A 17,444-nucleotide genomic window follows, 5' to 3' on the forward strand; every position below is an offset into this window, starting at 1 on the left:
TGTCGTCGCGCCATTGCGGACGTCTCTGTGCCGCTCTCCGTGCGACGTGTAAGGTAAACTGATATGTATTGGACCTTACAGCACTCCCGGCGGTTGTCAATAGTGCTGCTCGCGGCGGTTGTCGACATGATGATTCGTTCGCACCCGAGGGTAGAGAAAGGTAAGGACGCGATGAAGGCCCTGCAGTATTTGTCAATTGGTGCGCCTCCCGAGATTGTCGAACTGCCCGATCCGGTACCGGGAGCCGGCGAGCTGGTTTTGCAGGTGACGGCGGCCGGCCTCTGCCACTCCGACCTGTTCATCATGGGTCTGGAATCCGAGCGGTTCTCAGCGCGCTACCCGCTGCCGCTCACTCTGGGTCATGAGGGAGTAGGCAAGGTTGTGGCGACGGGGCCCGGGGTGACCGGTGTCTCGATCGGAGACGCGATGGCCGTCTATGCGCCCTGGGGCTGCGGAGTATGCGCGGCGTGCGCGGCGGGCAAGGAGAACTACTGCTCGCGAATGGAGGGGAAGGCGGTGAGGAGGCCCGGTTCGTTGGCCGAGTACATGCTCATCGATTCCGTGCGGCATCTCGTGCCGCTCGGGCACCTTGACCCAGTCGAGAGCGTTGCACTGACCGACGCGGGACTCACCCCATATCACGCGATCAAGAAGTCGCTTCACGTACTTGGGCCAGGGTCGACGGCTGTTGTGATCGGTGTCGGAGGGCTCGGGCATGTCGCACTGCAGATAATCCGGGCGATGACCAGCTCCACGGTGATCGCCGTCGATCTGACGGAGGAGAAACTGCGTTTCGCTCGAGCCGCCGGGGCGCACCAGGCAGTCCTTTCCCATTCCGGAACCGAGGGGGCAATCCTGGAATTGACCGCAGGCAGGGGAGCGGATGCCGTGTTCGATTTCGTGGGGTCCGAAACAACTGCCGCCCTTGCCGGCGCGATCGCCGCGACTGAGGGTGAGATCAGCATGATCGGTCTCAGTGGCGGTGCAGTCGAGGTCGGCGTGCAGACCACTCGCCCTGACGTGACCGTGCGGGCACCGTACTGGGGTTCGAGGGCCGAGTTGTTCGAGGTGCTCGAACTGGCTAGGTCCGGGCAGATTAAGGTTCACGTGGAGGCCTTCGGGATGAACGATGCGGCCCACGCGTACGAGTTAATCGCGAGCGGGGAAGTCCTCGGACGCGTGGTCGTCGTCCCGGGTGGCTAGCGCCTGGAGCGTGTTCTCGACACCTATCGGACATGTTGGCTAAATGTAAGAGAACTTGATAATACAAAGGGTGTTGGGCATGATCCAAATCCCTTACGCGAAGGAGAATTGACATGACAATGCCATGAATCTGACCCTGAACCGCGAGATGCTCGCCGTGCTGGACGCGTTGGAATCCGATGACCGCTGCGCGGTCGTGGTTCTGATCGTTTTTGGGGATGCGTTCTCAGCCGGGATGGACTTGAAGGAGTACTTCCGGGAGACCGACGGGCTGCTAAGGGGAGTCCAGAACCGCGTTCGCGAGGAGGGCACAAATTGGCAATATCGCAAGCTCTTCAACTATGCGAAGCCCACCATCACCATGGTCAACGGCTGGTGCTTCGGAGGAGCCTTCGTTCCCCTAGTGTTGTGCGATCTGGCCACCGCCGCCGAAGACGTGACCTTCGGCCTCTCCGAGGTTGAACTGGGGCGTGACGCCGGGCAACCTGGTGACGAGGGCCCTCGCGGAGACTATCCCGACGCGCGACGCGATGTACTAGATCATGACGGGGGAGAGCTTCGACGGGAAAAGGCCTCCGGGATGCGGCTCGTGAACGAAGCCGTCCCCCGCGATCAGCTCAAGGAACGGGTCACGGCCCTCGCGATCCAAGTGACCTCACTGAGCCAATGGGTGGTGCGGCGCGAAGATCGGCTTCCGGCACTCGCGGCTGATGCCGTGGGCAGCCGAGGATTTTCTCTATGCTAAACACGATCAGGCAATTCTCTTCGACACCGAAGCTAGGAAGCAGGGGATCAACGCGTTCTTGGATGACAAGTCGTACCGGCCGGGACTCGGAACCTACAAGTAATGGAAGCGCCGCACCTCTCCGAGGACTGCGGTCCGCTCGTCGCGATGAGCGTTGCGCGCTGCCGATCCGCTCTCGGACAACACCCGGGTATATACGGGCATGACCCCGACAGCAATTTAGTTGGGAAGCGATCGCTGCTTCACGTGACTACGGCCCTCGCGGATCGTTAGTCTGCACGGTTGATGAGCGGGCGATAGCGCAGATCAGAGATGCCGACGCGGAGCCGAAGGTGGCGGCGTCGAGGTGACGTCAGCCGAATGCTTCTGAGTCGCAGCGTGCCTTCACCCCGAGCCAAGAAGGGTTGTTGATAAGGTGGTTAAATATGTTGAAATCTAAGGGTGTTGAATCTGGGTCACGTGAATCCACGGGATCGCCGAGAATCACGTATCTCATCAAGAGTCTCGAGCTCGCAATTCGGCACGACCTAGACGAAGCGTTTCAAGGGATCGGGCTCACGGCTCCGCAGTACGCGGCATTATCTGCACTCAGGTATCACCCCGGCCTGTCATCCGCCCGTCTGGCTCGGACATCTTTCGTCACGGCGCAGTCGATGCACGTAATGGTGGCTGGCTTCGTGAAGAACGATTACATCGAGCGGCGTCCAGACCCGCAAAACCTTCGAATCCTGAAGAACTATCTCACCGACAACGGATATCGCGTGCTGGCACTCTGTGACGCGGCGGCCGATGTGATCGAAACGAAGATGCTAGAGGGGATGTCCTTTGCGCAGCGTGAGCTACTGAAGGAGAACGTCGCTAAGTGCGTGCAGAACCTCAGGGCGTTAACGGAGGTACCTGACACGCCCGAAGGCGAAGGATGACTGACGCACCTGTGTGGGCCTGAACGAGATCACCCCTCGATCACGGAGTTGAGTCGGGACCGTTGGAACGCAGGGTCGACGAGATCTCCGTGGTCCGGACCTTCAAGCAATGGCGCGGCATTGCGACCCGATATGACAAACTTGCCATCACCTACCGCTCCGGCGTCGCACTCTATTCCGTTCTTATCTGGCTACGCCAATAAGGAGACATGCCCTAGCTAGGACTACTATCGGGACACCAGTCGCGGCGCGCTGGACAAGCTCGACGGCACCGTTCCGGTGTGAGGGTGTTTTTTCGTCCTTTGTAGGTGCCGCGCTGTTTTGCCAGGGCGATGCCTTCCTTTTGGCGTTCTCTGATGAGGGAAGGTTCGAATTCAGCGAAGGCGCCGATGACGGAGAGCATGAGGTTGGCCATGGGGAGTCCTGCCCCAGTAAAGACAAGGCTCTCTTTTGACGAACTCCGCCCGCACCCCCTTGCGAGTCAGGCCTTGGACCAGTGCACGCAAGTCATCGAGTTTCCGGGCAAGTCGGTAAATACTGTGCACCACCACGGTGTTCCCGTCACGGGCGAACCGAAGAAGCTCCATGAGCTCTGGCTTGGAGTGTCCCTGCCCGAGGCCTTATCCGTGAAGAACCCAGTCCAGCACCTGGCCTTCGAGCTGGCGTTTTGATAGGAAGGCCAGGTCTGCCCCGTTCGCAGGCAGCTCCTCGCGGTCGGTTGTCACCGCCACTTGTGTTCGCCGGCCCTTGTCCCCACTGCACGGCTTCGCTCCTCCCCGTTGTCGTACGCCACTACCTCGAGGGTGCACGGCGGGTTGGAGGACGGTAAAGAGGGCGCGGTAGCGGTTTCCTGCTCCGGTTTGTGCTCGTCCAACTGATATTGGTTCAGGAGGAGCTCAACGTCGTCGGCGTCGCTGTAAACCTCGACTTCCATAAGCGTTCCGGGTGGCACCGCCCAGGTCCACCTTGAGACGGTGTCCGTCCAGGCCTACTGCATCATGCGGTCCAGGAATTGGTCGGGATGGCGCGAGTGGGCGATTTCGGCCCAGCGGGGCGAAGCCATAGCCGCGGTGAGATCGACGATGGACGGGTAGAGCGAGGCTGCCACGACGGCGTGGCTGTTGGCATGCCTCGGCTGATTGGCGGCGAGGGTGTCGTATATGTCCGTGGCGGCAGTGACGTGGTGGAACTGGTCATACCAGCGCCAGTTGATGACAGCGGCAATGTGGAAGGCTTTGCGGACTCCGGAGCGTCCGTGCCGTGTGATGAGGTTCCTGTGGTGGTGCCAGGCTGTGGTGATCTCGGGGCTGTCGCGGATGGACAACTGGTCCGTGACCCCTGTGACACCGTCTCCAAGCCAGAGGCGGTGGCGCAGGCAGATGACCTGTTCGTGGGTGCTGTAGATCTGAACGAAACGGCCGGCGCCGCGGGCGAGGGTGCAGTGGTGGCAGGCGACGATGTGGGTCGTGCGGATGGGACGTCCGGCCAGTTTTTGCCGCAGTGACGGGGCGGGGTCGTGCTGGCCAAGCTGGGGCATCGCCAGCTCTAGTACGAATAATCCTCGAACGGCAACCACCACGCCGCGTCAAGCGGTTGAGTCGTCAAGGAGCCGGATTCGTACTCGCGCGCCGAGACATGGCACACGCTGGAAACGTAGCCCAAATCCTGCCCGACCGCTGACGAAGAAGCCGCCATGGGCCAACTGTAATGAGATAGAAACCGCTAATGGGTCAACTGTAGTGAGACACGCCGCATAGATGAACTAACTGTGGTGAGACAGAATTCATCTAATGGTCCATCTGTAGTGAGACTGGGCAACGTTAGATGAGACAGGACATCAATGCATTTCGGCCCTTCGGGGGCCTCTCCTCTGCATCGGGAGTGTCCGTTTAACGGTGGATTCGGGATTGGCATTTAGTTGATTCTTCCTTCGAAGGCGTTGAGGGCCGGCTTCCATCGCATGGCCCATCGTGCCCTGCCTTTGCCGGCGGGGTCCAGTGCCCTGGCGGCCAGGTAGAGGCACTTCAGGGCGGCCTGCTCCGTCGGGAAGTGACCTCTGGCCCGGATCGCGCGCCGGTAGCGGGCGTTGAGCGATTCGATGGCGTTCGTGCTGCAGATGACCCGCCGGATTTCGACGTCATAGTCCAGGAACGGCACGAATTCACTCCACGCGTTCTCCCACAGCCGGGTGATCGCCGGGTACTGCCGACCCCATTTGGCGGAGAACTCCACGAAACGTTCCTTGGCTGCGGCCTCGGACGGCGCCGTGTAGACCAGGCGCAGGTCACGTGCCACTTCGTCCCGGTACTGCCGGGCCGCGAAGCGGAAGGTGTTCCGGATCAGATGCACAATGCAGGTCTGGACCACGGCCCGCTCCCAGACGGTGTTGATGGCCTCGGGCAGGCCTTTGAGCCCGTCGCAGACGCTGATGCAGACATCCTCCACGCCCCGGTTCTTGATCTCAGTCAGCACGGAGAGCCAGAACTTGGCGCCTTCCCCGCCGTCGCCCGCCCGCAGGCCCAGGATGTCCCGCTCACCGCCGGTGCTCACCCCGATCGCGACATAGACCGGGCGGTTCGTGACCTGCCCGTCGCGGATCTTGACGTGAATCGCATCAATGAACACCACCGGGTAGACCCGGCGGTTTCCGTTCCTCTGGCTCCGGGCTTATCGCCTTGGCAGATCGAGGCTGTTGAGGAGCAGTTCTCGTTCGAGTTCAGTCCTGATCATGCGCGTTTTCTGAGTCTGGCGATGCCTATCGGCCCGAAATGGGTTGATTGGATGGGCGACCCTGCGGGCATTCAGAAGAGGCTCGACTGGCCTCACGATGGCGTGTTGTTTGATGTTCGGGAGAATGCCTTTTGGCCTGAGGAGTGGGGTGCCAGGCCCACTGAGGTTGAGGTAGTCCTTCAAACGGCACGTGATCGCTTGCGCGCCGTCCCAGTCCTCATTCCGATCTATTCGCATCGTTTCATACCAGCAGCTCCTGCGCCTGCCAGCAGCCCGTCTTTTCCGTGCATCAAACAGACGTGATCTACTACGGCATTGATCTCGTCTCCTACTTTCAAAGCGAGTTCTTCAACAATCCTGACCGAAAATCACCCATGCATCGCGTCGATTTCTGGTCTGATCTGGCGGAAGGCCGGTGGATCTAAGGGTTGCTGCGAAGACTCGCGGATCGATGTAGGGCATTGGCCGCGGAGCGCTGAAACTGTCGAGCAAGTCGACAGCGGCTACCAGCGTGGAATCTCGAGGCGTTGATCATTGATACTGACATGTGCGCATCGGATGGAGATTCCGGCTTCTTCGGACCACAGCATGAAATCGATCAGCCAAAGCGCCCCAGCGTGATCGTAGTCAGCTTCGACCTGAGTGACCTCGGCATCGACCAAGGCCCAGGGATGCTGCTGCTGAACCGGCATTCAGCAACGTCACTGCAGGTCACGAGGTAGTCTTCGGTCACGTTCGTGTCTAGGACGCGGATCCGGAGTTCGCCACGTTGAGTGACGGGATCCAGCGCAAAGTGGGTAAGGCTGCCACCCCACATTTGATTGATTGCCGCGATGGGGGCGCTTCTTTGTTGAGGGCTGTCTTCGGTGTTCATTGTTCTGCTGACGGGCCTTTCTGACTCTGAGCCCTAGCTACAGACTCGATGTATTGGGCGTAGTTGGCTGATGAGTCGATGGCGTGGCGTTCGATGGTGGTGGGGAGTATCCGAGGGCGTCGGCGATGATGGCAACGGGGGCGACTTTGGTGAGTTCGTGGAGTGTTCCGAGCCTGGCCGCTCGGCTGCTGAAGGCCGTCCTGAGCCGTTCAGTGAGGCTGGCGGCCCGGAGATGTTTTCCGGGTGAGCCGCCGCGGAAAACCCAGTTGCTGTTGGGGTGCGCGGCTGTCTGATCATGTGTCGGGGTGGCAGCCAACTCGCGCCAGGGTTCATCGAGCGGGTTTGTGAGGGCAATCTCGACGGTTCCTAGGGTGATGGTGACGTCCTCGTCGGTGACCTGGACATGGTCCCAGGTGAGTTTGACGACGTCCGAGATCTGCTGGCCGAAGACCAGGACGAGGATCGCGGCCGCACGGTCTCGTGGGCTCATTGTGGTTGTGTGGATGAGGTTTTGGACGATTTCTTGTTGCTTGGCCGCGTCAAGTCGGGGGCTGGTGCCGCGGCGGTGGGGTTGCAGCTTCAGGGAGGTGTCGATGAGGTTGGTTTTGACTGCCAGCGGTCCAGGTGGGCTTGGGTGGTGGCTGTGAGTTCGGTGTCGTGTTCGGTAAGCCAGTCGAGCATTTCGATGGCGACGGTGACTGATTGTTTGGCTCTGAGGAAGGCGCCTTGGGTGACTTCGTCCATTTGGTTCATGCGGCGTTGGTAGTGCCAGCGGATGTAGCGGCGAATGATGTCGCGATGGTTCTGGGTCGTGACCCGGTCGATCGCTTGCCCGGCCAGCTGCTGAATCGTGTAAAGAGCTCGTCGCGGCGCGGCAGGACGTGGTGCTCAACGAGCAGACCACGGACGTATTCACGGGTTGCCGATGCGGGCAGCTGGTCGAGGCCGGCGTGGCTGATGTCGGGGGATGCTGCCAGTTCCCGGAGGAAGCCGGTGACGTGAGGCTGTTGGATCCACGTGAGCCCGCTGTTGGCTCGTTTCATGGATTTCAGTGCTGTGGCGATGGCTTGGAGTTCGGGGGAGGGATCCTTTTCTTCTGGTGTGAGGAGCCGGTCGACTGTTGCTGCGAGGACGCATGCCCAGCAGCGGTTTCCTGAGTGGATTTCGTCTTCGTTGCCGCAGCCAATGCAGTCGATGTTGAGTTTGACGCCGGAGCATTTGCAGCAGGCCGGGAGCATGTCTACCCGGCCGGGCAGGATACCTTCGTGGCCGCAGGCGCAGGTGCCCCGGGTTCGTTTGGCTTGCTGGTAGCAGTAGCCGCAGACTCCGTTGTCGGGCCAGCGAACGACGATTGGTGGTTTTCTGAGCAGCGTCCGCAGGGTTCGGGCCATTTCGCGGGGTCGCTGGGTTTCCGGGGTCTAGGCATCCTCGTCCGGTGGCAGGACCCTGATCCGGCGTGCGACCGGGGCCCCTGGCTGGATTCCCAGGTCTTCTGGCCGTTTGGGGGCGTTGGCGGTCTTCGCTGCACGCATCTGGACGTAGGGTTCGAACAGGTCGTTGGGCGTGCATTCAAGGATGTCGCAGAGCGCCGCGAACGTCTGGGCAGGAATGCGTTCCGGGGTTCCTGTGACGAGCCGGTGGACCTGGGCGTTGGAGAGGTTGATGCCGCGGGCTTTGAGGAGGGGGAGAAGTTCGGTGGTTTTCCAGAGGTTCCGTTGGGCCATCATCTGCCGAAGGTTCCATCGGTAGCCGATCCGTCGCTGTTCAGCCATGGGCCGTTCCCTTCGTCAGTACCGCTGCCGCTTAGCCGCTGAGCGATCATCTTCTGGATGGTCTTCTATTTGAAGTCCGCCGACACGGAAGTATAGAGGGCTGTGGTCGATGAGTAGCTGTGACCGACCTGCTGGATAAACAACGGATCGTAGCCGGCCTCGATCAGGTGGGTGACGTAGGAATGCCGCAGGGTGTGCAGGGACAACTCGTCCGGCAATCTAGCGGTTTTCCTGATGCGTTGGAATGCCCGGTCGAAGTTGCGGTAAACAGTGGAACCGGAGCGCTCCCAGGGCCACATGCTGGCTGAACGGTCCCGGGTGGCGAAGCGTTTGCGGCCATCGGGGGAGAGCCAGTACTCCAACTGACCGACGACCCAATCGAACTCGGAGACGGTCAGCACGGTCCGACCCCGAGGGCCTGAGCCTTTTGTTCCTTTGGCCCACCGCACCTGGAGTGCGCCGAACCGGCCGAACTGTTCGACCTGGGGATTGGGGCCGAAATCGACGTACTCAAGATTGTCAGTTCCCGCCTGCGCAGCCCGTAAGCGTAGGCAACTTTGAACGCCGTCGAATCCCTCAAGGCCGGCAACCAACGCTTGGAACGTTTGGCAAACTCCATATCGACCACGTCGTCAGCGACGTCGAAGAACGTTTGAAGCTCTGCCCGGGTGAGGGCCCTACGGCGCGGCGGCATCGCTTCGTCGGTGGTGTGCCGGGGTGAGTTCCACTCGAACACGACCTGCACCGGGATATCGGCGAACACTTGTTCGCAAAAAGCTGCCCACTCATAACGTCCGTCGGTCAAGTACGCGCAGAACGCCTTGATCGCTCCCGCGTTGGACCTGAGCGTGGACAACGCCAAGCCATTCTCTGAACTGCGCCTGTCCGCGAAGAACTCGTCCACGTGGTGCGCCGACCACGTCCACGGATACTCGTTTGCGTGGTCCTGGAACCGCTCAACGACACTGCAGGAACTCTTGATATACGCGGTCGAGAGCCCGCGTGCTAGCATCTGCGCCCGCCATCCATCAAGCATCGCCTCGAAAACCCGGTCCTCGGCCCGCATCAGCCCAATGTTCTCAGTGTTCAGAAAGGCAGGAATCCGCCCGGGTTCGATAGTCACAAGCCAAACTCTACGCAAGAATCTCTCATTTAATGAGAGACTACGCCGTTACGACGCGCAATGACGCGGCCGAGCCGCTGGCCGTTACTCGACGACACCCTCAGCACACCCGAAGCTGACGTGGGAAAACATTTCGTGACAGGTTTGGACGAGTTATCTCATCTACTTCTACTCGTCCCACTCAACTGGCATGCGCGGGTATTCATGAGCCGGGAGTGGCCCCTCGTTCTGAACCTTTCGTCTCCTCTCCGGATGGGCTAATCGTGCGTATGGTGGACGCGGTGAACAGGCGCCGCTTCAAGTACTGTCAGAGCATGGAACCAATCCGACGCTTTCCCGCTGGTGCCTACGTTGCCGCACTCGAGTCTTGGGCATTTCTGGACCTAGCTGGGAAACAGCCGTTGTTCACATCACCCTTTGGGGATGTTTTCTTTCAAAGCGCCGATGGCTTCTGGTTTCTTGACGTAGTTGGCGGCGAGTTGAATCATGGCTGGTCCACAGAGCAGGAATTCTCGGACTCCTTGAATACTCGGGCTGGCCAGGATCAGTACCTCATGATCGGACTGGCGAAAGCTGCTGACGAAGCGGGGTTGAAGCCAGGTGCCTCCGAGGTTTACGGGTTCGAAATCCCGCCGGTTCTCGGCGGTGCGACCGAACTGAGCAACGTTGAAGTGAGCGACTTTGTCGTTGCCCTCAACCTCACGGGTCAAATTCACAGCCAGGTTCGAGACCTTCCACCGGGAACACCGATTAACGGCATTTCACTGACTTAACGGCCGATCTCCGCTCGGGCGGCAATGTATTGCGCGTAGGCGGCGGCTGAGTCTGTGGCGTGGCGTTCGATGGTTGTGGGGGAGTAGCCGAGGGTTTCGGCGATGATGGCCACTGGTGCGAGTTTGGTGAGTTCGTGGAGTGTTCCCAGGCGTGCGGCGCGGGTGCTGAAGAGTTTGCTGAGGCGGGTTGTGAGGTGCCCTGGGTTGATGTGGCGTCCGGGTGATGCTCCGCGGAATACCCACTTGGTGTTGGGGTGCGCGGCAGTCAGTTCGTGGCCCGGGTTTGCGACGAGTTCCCGCCATGGCTGCGCAAGGGGATCTGGCAATGCGATCTGGAAAGTCCCCAGTTGAATGGTGACCAGTTCGTCGGTGACGCTGACGTCGTCCCAGGTTAGGCGTGCGATGTTCTCTGCCTGTTGTCCGAAGACGAGGATCAGGATAGCCGCGGCGCGGTCGCGGGTCTCCAGTTCATCGGTGTGGATGACTTTTTGGAGTGCTTGGTCTTGTCCGGCCTTTGGGAGTCGTGGGCTGGTGCCGCGGCGGTGCGGAATGATGGTGAGCCCGGCTGGGACGGCTTTGGTTTTGATAGCCCATTTGAGGAAGCGCTCAGCGATGCGCCTGGTCGTGGGTCCTTCGGCTTGCCAGACGTCAAGGTGGGACTGCTGCAGTTCCGGCAGCGTGACGCGATGACTGGTAAGCCAGTTCAGGAAGTCGATGGCGACGGTGACTTCCTGATTGGCACGAAGAAAAGTGCCGCGCGTAACTTCGTCCATGAGGTTCATGCGCCGTTGGTGATGCCAGCGGATGTAGCGGCGGATCACGTCAAGGTTCTGTGGGTCGCTGACGCGGTTCATGGCTTGGGCGGCCCAGCTGTCGTAGCGCGTCAGGAAAGCATTTCGTTGGGGGAGCACCCTGTGTTCGATCAGGAGCCCTCGGACGTATTCGCGGGTGCGTGAGTCGGGGAGTTCATCGAAGGTGTCATGGCTGATTGTGGGTGCGGTCGCGAGGTTTCGGAGGAAGGCCGTGACGTGCTTTTGCCGGATCCAGGTCATGCCGCTGTTGGCCCGTTTCATCGACTTCAGGGCCGCTGCCAGCGGGATCAGTTCCGCGGCCATGATTCCCGTGGCCGGGTTGGTTAGCAGGTTGTCTACGATGTCGCCCAGGACGCAGGTCCAGCACCGTGCACCGGTATAGAGTTCGTCTTCGGCGCCGCAGCTCTGGCAGTCGATATTGAGCCGAACGCCTGAGCAGTTACGGCATGCCGGCTGCTCGTCGATGATTCCGGGCAGGACGCCTTCGTGGCCGCATTCGCAGACTCCTCGGGTGCGTTTTGCCTGCTGGTAGCAGTAGCCGCAGACTCCGCCGTCGGGCCAGCGCGCGACGGTTTGGTGGTGCTGGCCGCAGCGGCCGCAGGGGACCGGCCAGCGGGTGGGGTCCTCTGCTTTGCGTGGCCTACTCACCGTCTTCGGGAGCGACGAGCCGGACGCGTCGTGCGATCGGGTTGCCTGGTTGGATGCCGAGGTCTTCACTGCGCTTGGGGGCGTTCGCTGTCGCTGCGGCGCGCATCTCAACGAAAGGCTCAAACAAGTCGTTTGGTGTGCAGTTCAGGATGTCGCAGAGCGCGGCGAATGTCCTGGCTGGAATGCGCTCCGGCGTGGAGGTGACCAGCCTGTAGACCTGGCTTTCGGAGAGGTTGATGCCACGGGATTTCAGGAGCGGCATCAGTTCGGTGGTTTTCCAGAGGTTCTGCTTGGCCATCAGGGCTCGCAGGTTCCAGCGGTAGCCGATCCGGCGCTGTTCAGGCATCTGGGTCCTCCAAGTTCGCGATGCGGCGTGCAATCATCTGCTGCACGGTTTTCTGCTTGAAGTCCGACGATACCGAGGTGTAGAGCCCGGTCGTCGAGGCGTAGGAGTGGCCGACCTGCGTCTGCACGAAGGCCGCGTCGTAACCGGCTTCGATCAGGTGGGTCACGTAGGAATGCCTGAGGCAATGCAGGCCCAGTTCCTGGGGCAGGCCAACCGCATCCCGGGCAGCAGCGAAGGCATCGCCGAAAGAGCCCAGGGACATTCGGGCGCCACGCTCACTCGGCCACAGCGCCGAGGACCGTTCAGCGGTCGGGAACTGTTGCCGCATGCCGCCGGTTGTCCAGGTCTTGAGCTGCTCCACGACCCAGTCGAACTCCGGCACGGTCAACACTGTGCGTCTTCTGGGTCCTGAGCCTGCCGTGCCTTTAGCGAATCGGACCTGGACTGCTCCGAACCGGCCGTAGTCGCTGACGTGCGGGTTCGGACCGAAATCTTCCAGATCCAGCATGGTCATTTCGCGTCGGCGAAGCCCGTAGGCGTAGCAGACCTTGAACGCCACCGAGTCCCGGAACAGGGGTAGCCAGCGTTTGCTGCCGGCGGCGTATTCATGGTCGACAAGGTCATCGAGGTAGTCGAAAAGCCGTTGCAGTTCCGCCTTGGTGAACGAGCGCTTCTTCGCCGGGACGGCATCATCGGTGGTGTGCCGTGGCATGTTCCACTGGAAGCAGATCTGGCTCGGAATATCACCGAAGGTCCGTTCGCAGAACTCGCCCCAGCCATAGCCAGGATGCGTCAGGAATGAACAGAACATCGCCACGGCGTTGCTGTACGAGCGCAATGTTTTCAGGCTGATCGGCTTCTCGCCCGAGCGCAGATCTCCTAGGAAATCATCGATGTCGGCGGGGCGCCATTGCCACGGAAATTCACCCGTAAAGCGCTGAAAACGCTCCAGCAGCTGGCAGCGCTGCTTGATGGTCTCTGTCGTGAGGCCGCGTGCCAGCATCTGCGCCCGCCAGCCGTCGAGCATGGCAGTGAAGACCCGTTCATCAGCCCTGAACAGCCCAATGTCCGGCTCCACCAGCATCCGCGGGACGAAACCCGGAACAGCACCACTCACAACGACCCCTAAACCATGGAAACATGCATTAGATGCAGGAAACCTACAGCCACAAGCGATCGGAGGGCAAACTCGCATTAGCGCCCGAGACTAGCGAGTCCAGCCAAATGCGTCCTGACCTGCGGAAACATCGGATTCGTTGACGGACGGGAGTTCTCGCAGCTACTTCTACTCCCGTTGTTTGAACGCTGATAACGGATCTTATGTAAAGTAGAATCGTGATTATTGCATCTGATGCACGATCGCCGCTCCTCTGCCTGCCGCAGGCCGCCACCTAGTTACTTGTCTCCAAAAAGCGCATCTGTGCAGGAGATGGTCGACCGGTTTGACCTGATCTACAACACCGAACGCCCGCACCAGGGACTGCCCGGGCGCACTCCACGGCAGTCATGGGACGCCACGGCCGTCGCCGATGCACCCAGGCCGCACCCAATTGCGGTTCTTCATGAAGCCAACGCATCCGCGCCGGTGGATCCGGGCCTAGTCGAACCGGTGGTGGATGCCGGAACGGAAGTGCCGGACCGCAGCACCACCAACGGTCTGCAAACGGAAACCGGTCTCGAAACCGATCGAGAAAATCACCGGCAGCATTTCTCACCCGGCACCCACCGGTAACCAGAAGCTCCGGGTCAATTCCTACGGCGTCGTTAATATTGGCAGAACCCTGTTCTCCTTGACCATGCGGATGGGCGGACGAGACGTCGTTGCTGCCTGGGATCAGGAAGGTGTCATGTTCGCCAATACCGAAGGCGAGATCATCGCGGAATACGCGTGGCCATCAGAAGGCACCGGATACCTCGGGATCAGTAAGTCCCTCACCCGATTCGGCAGGTAGCGCATGAACGGTGAACCGTCACCGATGTGCTGAGACATCAAATGTCACTGAAGTCGTGAGGCAGAACTGTCACCGATGTCTTGAGAGATCACAGGTTTAACACTCTCCGCCCTACTTTAAAGGAACCCCACCGTTCCAGGCAATAAGACTTACTCATCTAGGCGTCTGAGAGTCCGGCCGATTAGTCGATGGTCCCCGATGCCGGTGCCGCCGCCAGCTCCCCGCGCTGAACGGTTCGGGCGATGATGGCCGCGAAGTCCGTCCAGTAGCGCGGCGCGATCTGGTGTCCCAGGTTGCTGAAGACGTGCAGTTCGGCGTTTGGCAGAGCGAGCGCCGTGGCGATTCCGCCCGTGAAGGAGATGTCTCGGTCGTCGCGGCCGTGAATGACAGCTGCCGGCACGGTAACGGATCGCAAGCCTTCAGTTCGGTCTGGAGCAGACATCAGCGCTTGCATCTGTCGCTGCACACCGTCGGGCGAGTAGCTGCGGTCGAGGTTGTTGGCAGCGAATTCGGCGAGCCACTGCTCGTTGAAGCCGTCGAGCCCCAAGATTCGTTCTTGGGCGATGTGTTCCTCTATCGCCGCTTCGCGGCTGGAAGCCGGCGGCGTGGCGGTAGACGCATCCGCCGGTGAGGGGTTGACGAGGTGTTCGGGGTTCGGTGCGGAGTTGAGCGAGCACAGGCTTAGCACCCGGTCCGGATGGCTGATGGCGAGCTCTTGCGCAATCATGCCGCCCATCGACTGGCCGATAAGGTGAGCACGCTCTATGCCTAGCTGATCAAGCAGGGCTAAAACATCGAGCGACATGTCCACGAGCGAGTAGGCGTCGTCGAGCTTGCTGGATAGGCCAGCATCACGGTTGTCGAACGTGACGAGTAGGAATCCTGATTGGCGGAGCAGATCGAGGAAACTCGGATACCAGGCGGTCATGGGAGCGCCAACTCCGTGGATTAGAACGAGCGGAACGCCATCGGGCGCGCCGCTCAGCTCGTAGTGGATAGTGACGGAACCAGCAAGGATTTCGGGCATGACGCAGAACTTTCTCGGGGAGGAAGGTGACGGAGATGAGTGGCTGATTTCATCGTCGACGACGACGGACTAAGGAATCGTACCGATCAGGCAGGGGTTGAGGCCCAGTGTTTGTAAAGCCGCGGATAGGTGGTTCAGGTTCCGATTCCCAGGTGTGCTCCGCCTGCCACGTCGAGGGACACTCCGGTGATGTAGCGGTTCTCCGGATCAGCAAGGAAAAGGATGGCGCGGGCGACTTCGTCAGGTTCAGCAAACCTGCGCATCGGCAGTTGCGCAGCCCGTTTGGCGCGGTTGGCGGCCGCGTCCGGGCCGGAATCTCTGGCAAATTGCGCCCACATGGGCGTATTCACTGGACCGGGTGCAATGGCGTTGACGGAGATGCCCTTAGGTCCAAGCAATTCGGCAAATGACCACATGATGTGCAGTACTGCCAGCTTGCTGGCGTTGTACGGCAGGTAGTTCAGTCGTGATTCCTTGGCCGCGACTGACGACAAGACCACGATGGCTCCAGCAGTGCCGGATTCAAGCATTGATTTGGCTGTCTCCCGCACCATAGTGAACGTCGCTGTGGCATTGATCTTTAGAATGGAGTCGAACTCGGCCGTTGTTGTCTCCATGATGTCGGCGGTGGTGCCGAGCACTCCTGCTGCATGGACGAGGACATCGACCCGACCGTATTGGGCCGCGATGTCCTGCACTACCGTTCGGCACTGTTGTTCCGAGGTGATGTCGAGGGGGTAGAAGGCCTGTAAGGCCTGGTCCTCTTTAGGAGATCGATCAGCGCCAATGACAGTGGCGCCGGCAGCTGTGAATGCGCTGACAGCTGCATCGCCAATTCCCCCGCTCGATCCGGTTACCAGGACCATCTGGTCTTTGAGGCTCATCGGTTCGCGCCGCTCTGGGGTTGGCCGCTGCCCAGTTCCCCCGGGGTCAGAGTGTGAGTTGCTCGCTTCATGCTCAGTTCCTTCGTTGTGGTTGTTCAATTGACGGTCGCACGTAGTTGATGTTTTGGAGGATGCACGAGGCGACCACGTCCTTAGTCTTGAAGCCAACGCTCTGAGCGAGTACATCCGCGATTTTCCTGGCTCGGAAGTGTTTGGCGAATTGACCGTGGGGGTCCTCCTAACCAGAACTCGGCGCTTTCTGGGCTGGCGACAGAAGCGGTCAGAGGGGTGAACGCGCCCAGCAGGACGCGGTCAAACGCGTGAGCCGGACGTGCGGCGGTTGCAGGTACGCTCCTCCGTTTGCTGCCTAGTCTGACGGACCCCAAATGAAGGTGTCGGTGTACCTCCCCATTTACAGTGTTTCAAGCCAGGTTTCCGCGGTCCTCAGGCCAAGCACCGAAGCCGGGGAAGGGCGGCGCCGCAGGCTTGGTCAGCTTCCGTTGACCGCGTGGCTGGCCCATTCCCGGCCTTCTTGTTCTTCGGTCGGCAGGCTGGAGGCGGCGAGAATCCGATCGAGGAGCCGCTGGGTGTGAACGGCCTCGCGGCCTGAGGTCAGCGGCTGGGCCCGGTCGGCGACCCGGTCGAGGAAATGGTGAACGGCGGCAGAAAAGCCCAGAGTGTCTGTCGCAGTGGCCCAGCCAAACGCCTCGGCGCTGAGTTCCCGGGATGTGGTGACTCCCTTGACAGTGGTCGACACCGTCTCCGGTGCCCTGACCTCGACGGTCTTCCCGTCGCCGTAGGCGTCGAGTTTTTCATTCCAGGCACCGGCGGTTCGAGCTGCCATCAGCACTCCGGTGTTGCCCGTGCTGAAGCGGATGACGGCCGCGACCCCGTCTTCTTCCCACTGGTCATTGCCAGCTGCATGCGCGGCGACATCCACGGGTTCCCCGCCGCAGTACCAGCGGAGCAGATCGACCATGTGAATGGCGTTCTCGAATGTCGCGCGGTATTCCGATCCAGGTCGGTTCTTCTGGGCGACGCAGAAAGTGGCGCCGTTGGTGCCAAAGACTTCCCGGCCGGCCGTGTAAACGGGCGCGTAGCGGCGGTTGAAATCAACCATCAGTATCCGTCCCCGCTCGTCGGCGAGATCGGCCAGTCGTTCCGCTTCATCGGTTGCCGGAGCCAGGGGCTTCTCGCAGAACACGTCGACGTCACGGCTGAGGCATAGCTGGACGGCGTGGGCGTGCTCGGAACGCGGAGTCAGGACGAAAACCGCATCCAGCTCCTGTGCGGCCAGCATGTCCTCCACCGTTTTGTACGCAGCGTTGAAGCCCCAGCGCCGGACCAGGCTGCTTGGATCCTCGCGCCGGGAAACCAAGGCAGCCAGTTCAACGTCATCGCGTTGCACGAGGGTGGGCAGCTGGGCAATGGTGGCGATGTTTCCGGCGCCGATAACGCCGACGCGGAGGCGGTTGGCGTTCATCAGGCGTTCCTTACTTTGGCCGGATCAGTGAGCATTGAGCGCAGAACGGCGACCGATTCCTTGAATCCGTCCTCGGGTGCGGGGAGGTCTTGCGGGTGCCAACGGTATTCAAGCTCGATGCTCAGTACGTCGTCGTAGCCGTGCTGAAG

General features: G+C 60.8%; 22 protein-coding genes and 4 pseudogenes. 8 read left to right on the forward strand and 18 right to left on the reverse strand.

The window, feature by feature from the left end; translation table 11 throughout:
* Positions 1 to 171 precede the first annotated feature (171 nt).
* The 4 genes and pseudogenes from AB0O52_RS22635 to AB0O52_RS22650 form a co-directional block, all read left to right on the forward strand.
* Complete coding sequence (locus AB0O52_RS22635; protein ID WP_364542703.1) at positions 172 to 1,203, forward strand: NAD(P)-dependent alcohol dehydrogenase; 1,032 nt, start codon at positions 172 to 174, stop codon at positions 1,201 to 1,203.
* 124 nt (positions 1,204 to 1,327) lie between these two features.
* A complete protein-coding gene (locus tag AB0O52_RS22640; RefSeq protein ID WP_364542706.1) occupies positions 1,328 to 1,948 on the forward strand; it encodes an enoyl-CoA hydratase-related protein in 621 nt (206 codons plus the stop codon).
* Positions 1,949 to 2,373: 425 nt separating this feature from the next.
* Entirely contained in the window at positions 2,374 to 2,871 is a 498-nt protein-coding gene (locus AB0O52_RS22645; RefSeq protein WP_364542709.1) for a MarR family transcriptional regulator, read from the forward strand.
* 104 nt (positions 2,872 to 2,975) lie between these two features.
* Positions 2,976 to 3,074: pseudogene (locus AB0O52_RS22650) on the forward strand (IS5/IS1182 family transposase); the annotation flags it as partial.
* Here AB0O52_RS22650 and AB0O52_RS22655 read toward each other — a convergent pair.
* The 5 genes and pseudogenes from AB0O52_RS22655 to AB0O52_RS22675 all read right to left on the reverse strand — a co-directional run.
* Positions 3,055 to 3,575: pseudogene (locus tag AB0O52_RS22655) on the reverse strand (recombinase family protein). The pseudogenes AB0O52_RS22650 and AB0O52_RS22655 sit on opposite strands and share 20 nt — an antisense overlap.
* 17 nt (positions 3,576 to 3,592) lie before the next feature.
* Positions 3,593 to 3,805, reverse strand: coding sequence for a DUF4982 domain-containing protein (locus tag AB0O52_RS22660; protein WP_364542711.1), 213 nt, complete (start codon positions 3,803 to 3,805; stop codon positions 3,593 to 3,595).
* Positions 3,806 to 3,859: 54 nt separating this feature from the next.
* Positions 3,860 to 4,408, reverse strand: a complete 549-nt coding sequence (locus AB0O52_RS22665; RefSeq protein ID WP_364542714.1) for a hypothetical protein — start codon at positions 4,406 to 4,408, stop codon at positions 3,860 to 3,862.
* Positions 4,409 to 4,416: 8 nt separating this feature from the next.
* The gene (locus tag AB0O52_RS22670) at positions 4,417 to 4,566 is read right to left on the reverse strand and encodes a hypothetical protein (RefSeq protein ID WP_364542717.1); all 150 of its coding nucleotides are present in this window, start codon (positions 4,564 to 4,566) and stop codon (positions 4,417 to 4,419) included.
* Between the two features lie 219 nt (positions 4,567 to 4,785).
* Positions 4,786 to 5,508: pseudogene (locus tag AB0O52_RS22675) on the reverse strand (IS256 family transposase); the annotation flags it as partial.
* Here AB0O52_RS22675 and AB0O52_RS22680 point away from each other — a divergent pair.
* Positions 5,476 to 5,904, forward strand: coding sequence for a hypothetical protein (locus AB0O52_RS22680; protein ID WP_364542720.1), 429 nt, complete (start codon positions 5,476 to 5,478; stop codon positions 5,902 to 5,904). The pseudogene AB0O52_RS22675 and the gene AB0O52_RS22680 sit on opposite strands and share 33 nt — an antisense overlap.
* Before the next feature lie 200 nt (positions 5,905 to 6,104).
* On the opposite strand, the gene AB0O52_RS22685 is transcribed toward AB0O52_RS22680, so the two are convergent.
* From AB0O52_RS22685 to AB0O52_RS22715, 7 genes are all read right to left on the reverse strand, one after another.
* Complete coding sequence (locus AB0O52_RS22685) at positions 6,105 to 6,293, reverse strand: hypothetical protein (protein ID WP_364542722.1); 189 nt, start codon at positions 6,291 to 6,293, stop codon at positions 6,105 to 6,107.
* 219 nt (positions 6,294 to 6,512) lie between these two features.
* Positions 6,513 to 6,965, reverse strand: coding sequence for a hypothetical protein (locus tag AB0O52_RS22690; RefSeq protein ID WP_364542725.1), 453 nt, complete (start codon positions 6,963 to 6,965; stop codon positions 6,513 to 6,515).
* Positions 6,966 to 7,054: 89 nt separating this feature from the next.
* Entirely contained in the window at positions 7,055 to 7,228 is a 174-nt protein-coding gene (locus tag AB0O52_RS22695) for a hypothetical protein (RefSeq protein ID WP_364542727.1), read from the reverse strand.
* Entirely contained in the window at positions 7,225 to 7,866 is a 642-nt protein-coding gene (locus tag AB0O52_RS22700; protein ID WP_364542729.1) for a hypothetical protein, read from the reverse strand. The genes AB0O52_RS22695 and AB0O52_RS22700 overlap by 4 nt, the downstream gene beginning before the upstream one ends.
* 27 nt (positions 7,867 to 7,893) lie before the next feature.
* Positions 7,894 to 8,247 carry a helix-turn-helix transcriptional regulator gene (locus tag AB0O52_RS22705; protein WP_179014123.1) on the reverse strand — a complete coding sequence of 118 codons (354 nt, stop codon included), beginning with the start codon at positions 8,245 to 8,247 and terminating at the stop codon, positions 7,894 to 7,896.
* Positions 8,248 to 8,312: 65 nt separating this feature from the next.
* Positions 8,313 to 8,648 (reverse strand): tyrosine-type recombinase/integrase, encoded by a 336-nt coding sequence (locus AB0O52_RS22710; protein WP_364542733.1) that lies wholly within the window; start codon positions 8,646 to 8,648, stop codon positions 8,313 to 8,315.
* Positions 8,642 to 9,370 carry a hypothetical protein gene (locus AB0O52_RS22715; protein ID WP_364542735.1) on the reverse strand — a complete coding sequence of 243 codons (729 nt, stop codon included), beginning with the start codon at positions 9,368 to 9,370 and terminating at the stop codon, positions 8,642 to 8,644. The genes AB0O52_RS22710 and AB0O52_RS22715 overlap by 7 nt, the downstream gene beginning before the upstream one ends.
* A gap of 314 nt (positions 9,371 to 9,684) precedes the next feature.
* Here AB0O52_RS22715 and AB0O52_RS22720 point away from each other — a divergent pair, with 314 nt between their 5' ends.
* Entirely contained in the window at positions 9,685 to 10,143 is a 459-nt protein-coding gene (locus AB0O52_RS22720) for a T6SS immunity protein Tdi1 domain-containing protein (RefSeq protein ID WP_364542738.1), read from the forward strand.
* On the opposite strand, the gene AB0O52_RS22725 is transcribed toward AB0O52_RS22720, so the two are convergent.
* Genes AB0O52_RS22725 through AB0O52_RS22735 form a run of 3 tightly spaced genes read right to left on the reverse strand, consistent with a single transcriptional unit; the run spans position 10,140 to position 13,066 of the window.
* The gene (locus AB0O52_RS22725) at positions 10,140 to 11,603 is read right to left on the reverse strand and encodes a Fis family transcriptional regulator (RefSeq protein ID WP_364542741.1); all 1,464 of its coding nucleotides are present in this window, start codon (positions 11,601 to 11,603) and stop codon (positions 10,140 to 10,142) included. The two genes, AB0O52_RS22720 and AB0O52_RS22725, sit on opposite strands and share 4 nt — an antisense overlap.
* On the reverse strand, positions 11,596 to 11,949 hold the full coding sequence (locus tag AB0O52_RS22730) for a helix-turn-helix transcriptional regulator (protein WP_364542744.1): 354 nt from the start codon (positions 11,947 to 11,949) through the stop codon (positions 11,596 to 11,598). The genes AB0O52_RS22725 and AB0O52_RS22730 overlap by 8 nt, the downstream gene beginning before the upstream one ends.
* Positions 11,942 to 13,066 (reverse strand): tyrosine-type recombinase/integrase, encoded by a 1,125-nt coding sequence (locus AB0O52_RS22735; protein WP_364542745.1) that lies wholly within the window; start codon positions 13,064 to 13,066, stop codon positions 11,942 to 11,944. The genes AB0O52_RS22730 and AB0O52_RS22735 overlap by 8 nt, the downstream gene beginning before the upstream one ends.
* Before the next feature lie 303 nt (positions 13,067 to 13,369).
* Here AB0O52_RS22735 and AB0O52_RS22740 point away from each other — a divergent pair.
* A pseudogene (locus AB0O52_RS22740) lies at positions 13,370 to 13,501 on the forward strand (IS481 family transposase); the annotation flags it as partial.
* Between the two features lie 238 nt (positions 13,502 to 13,739).
* Positions 13,740 to 13,901 carry a hypothetical protein gene (locus AB0O52_RS22745; protein ID WP_364542747.1) on the forward strand — a complete coding sequence of 54 codons (162 nt, stop codon included), beginning with the start codon at positions 13,740 to 13,742 and terminating at the stop codon, positions 13,899 to 13,901.
* Positions 13,902 to 14,082: 181 nt separating this feature from the next.
* On the opposite strand, the gene AB0O52_RS22750 is transcribed toward AB0O52_RS22745, so the two are convergent.
* The 3 genes from AB0O52_RS22750 to AB0O52_RS22760 form a co-directional block, all read right to left on the reverse strand.
* Complete coding sequence (locus tag AB0O52_RS22750) at positions 14,083 to 14,928, reverse strand: alpha/beta hydrolase (protein ID WP_364542749.1); 846 nt, start codon at positions 14,926 to 14,928, stop codon at positions 14,083 to 14,085.
* Positions 14,929 to 15,062: 134 nt separating this feature from the next.
* Positions 15,063 to 15,812 (reverse strand): SDR family oxidoreductase, encoded by a 750-nt coding sequence (locus AB0O52_RS22755; protein WP_364542751.1) that lies wholly within the window; start codon positions 15,810 to 15,812, stop codon positions 15,063 to 15,065.
* Positions 15,813 to 16,302: 490 nt separating this feature from the next.
* Complete coding sequence (locus AB0O52_RS22760; protein ID WP_364542753.1) at positions 16,303 to 17,295, reverse strand: Gfo/Idh/MocA family oxidoreductase; 993 nt, start codon at positions 17,293 to 17,295, stop codon at positions 16,303 to 16,305.
* Positions 17,296 to 17,444 lie beyond the last annotated feature (149 nt).

This window comes from Arthrobacter sp. NPDC080073 (assembly GCF_040686575.1).
Classification (GTDB): domain Bacteria; phylum Actinomycetota; class Actinomycetes; order Actinomycetales; family Micrococcaceae; genus Arthrobacter.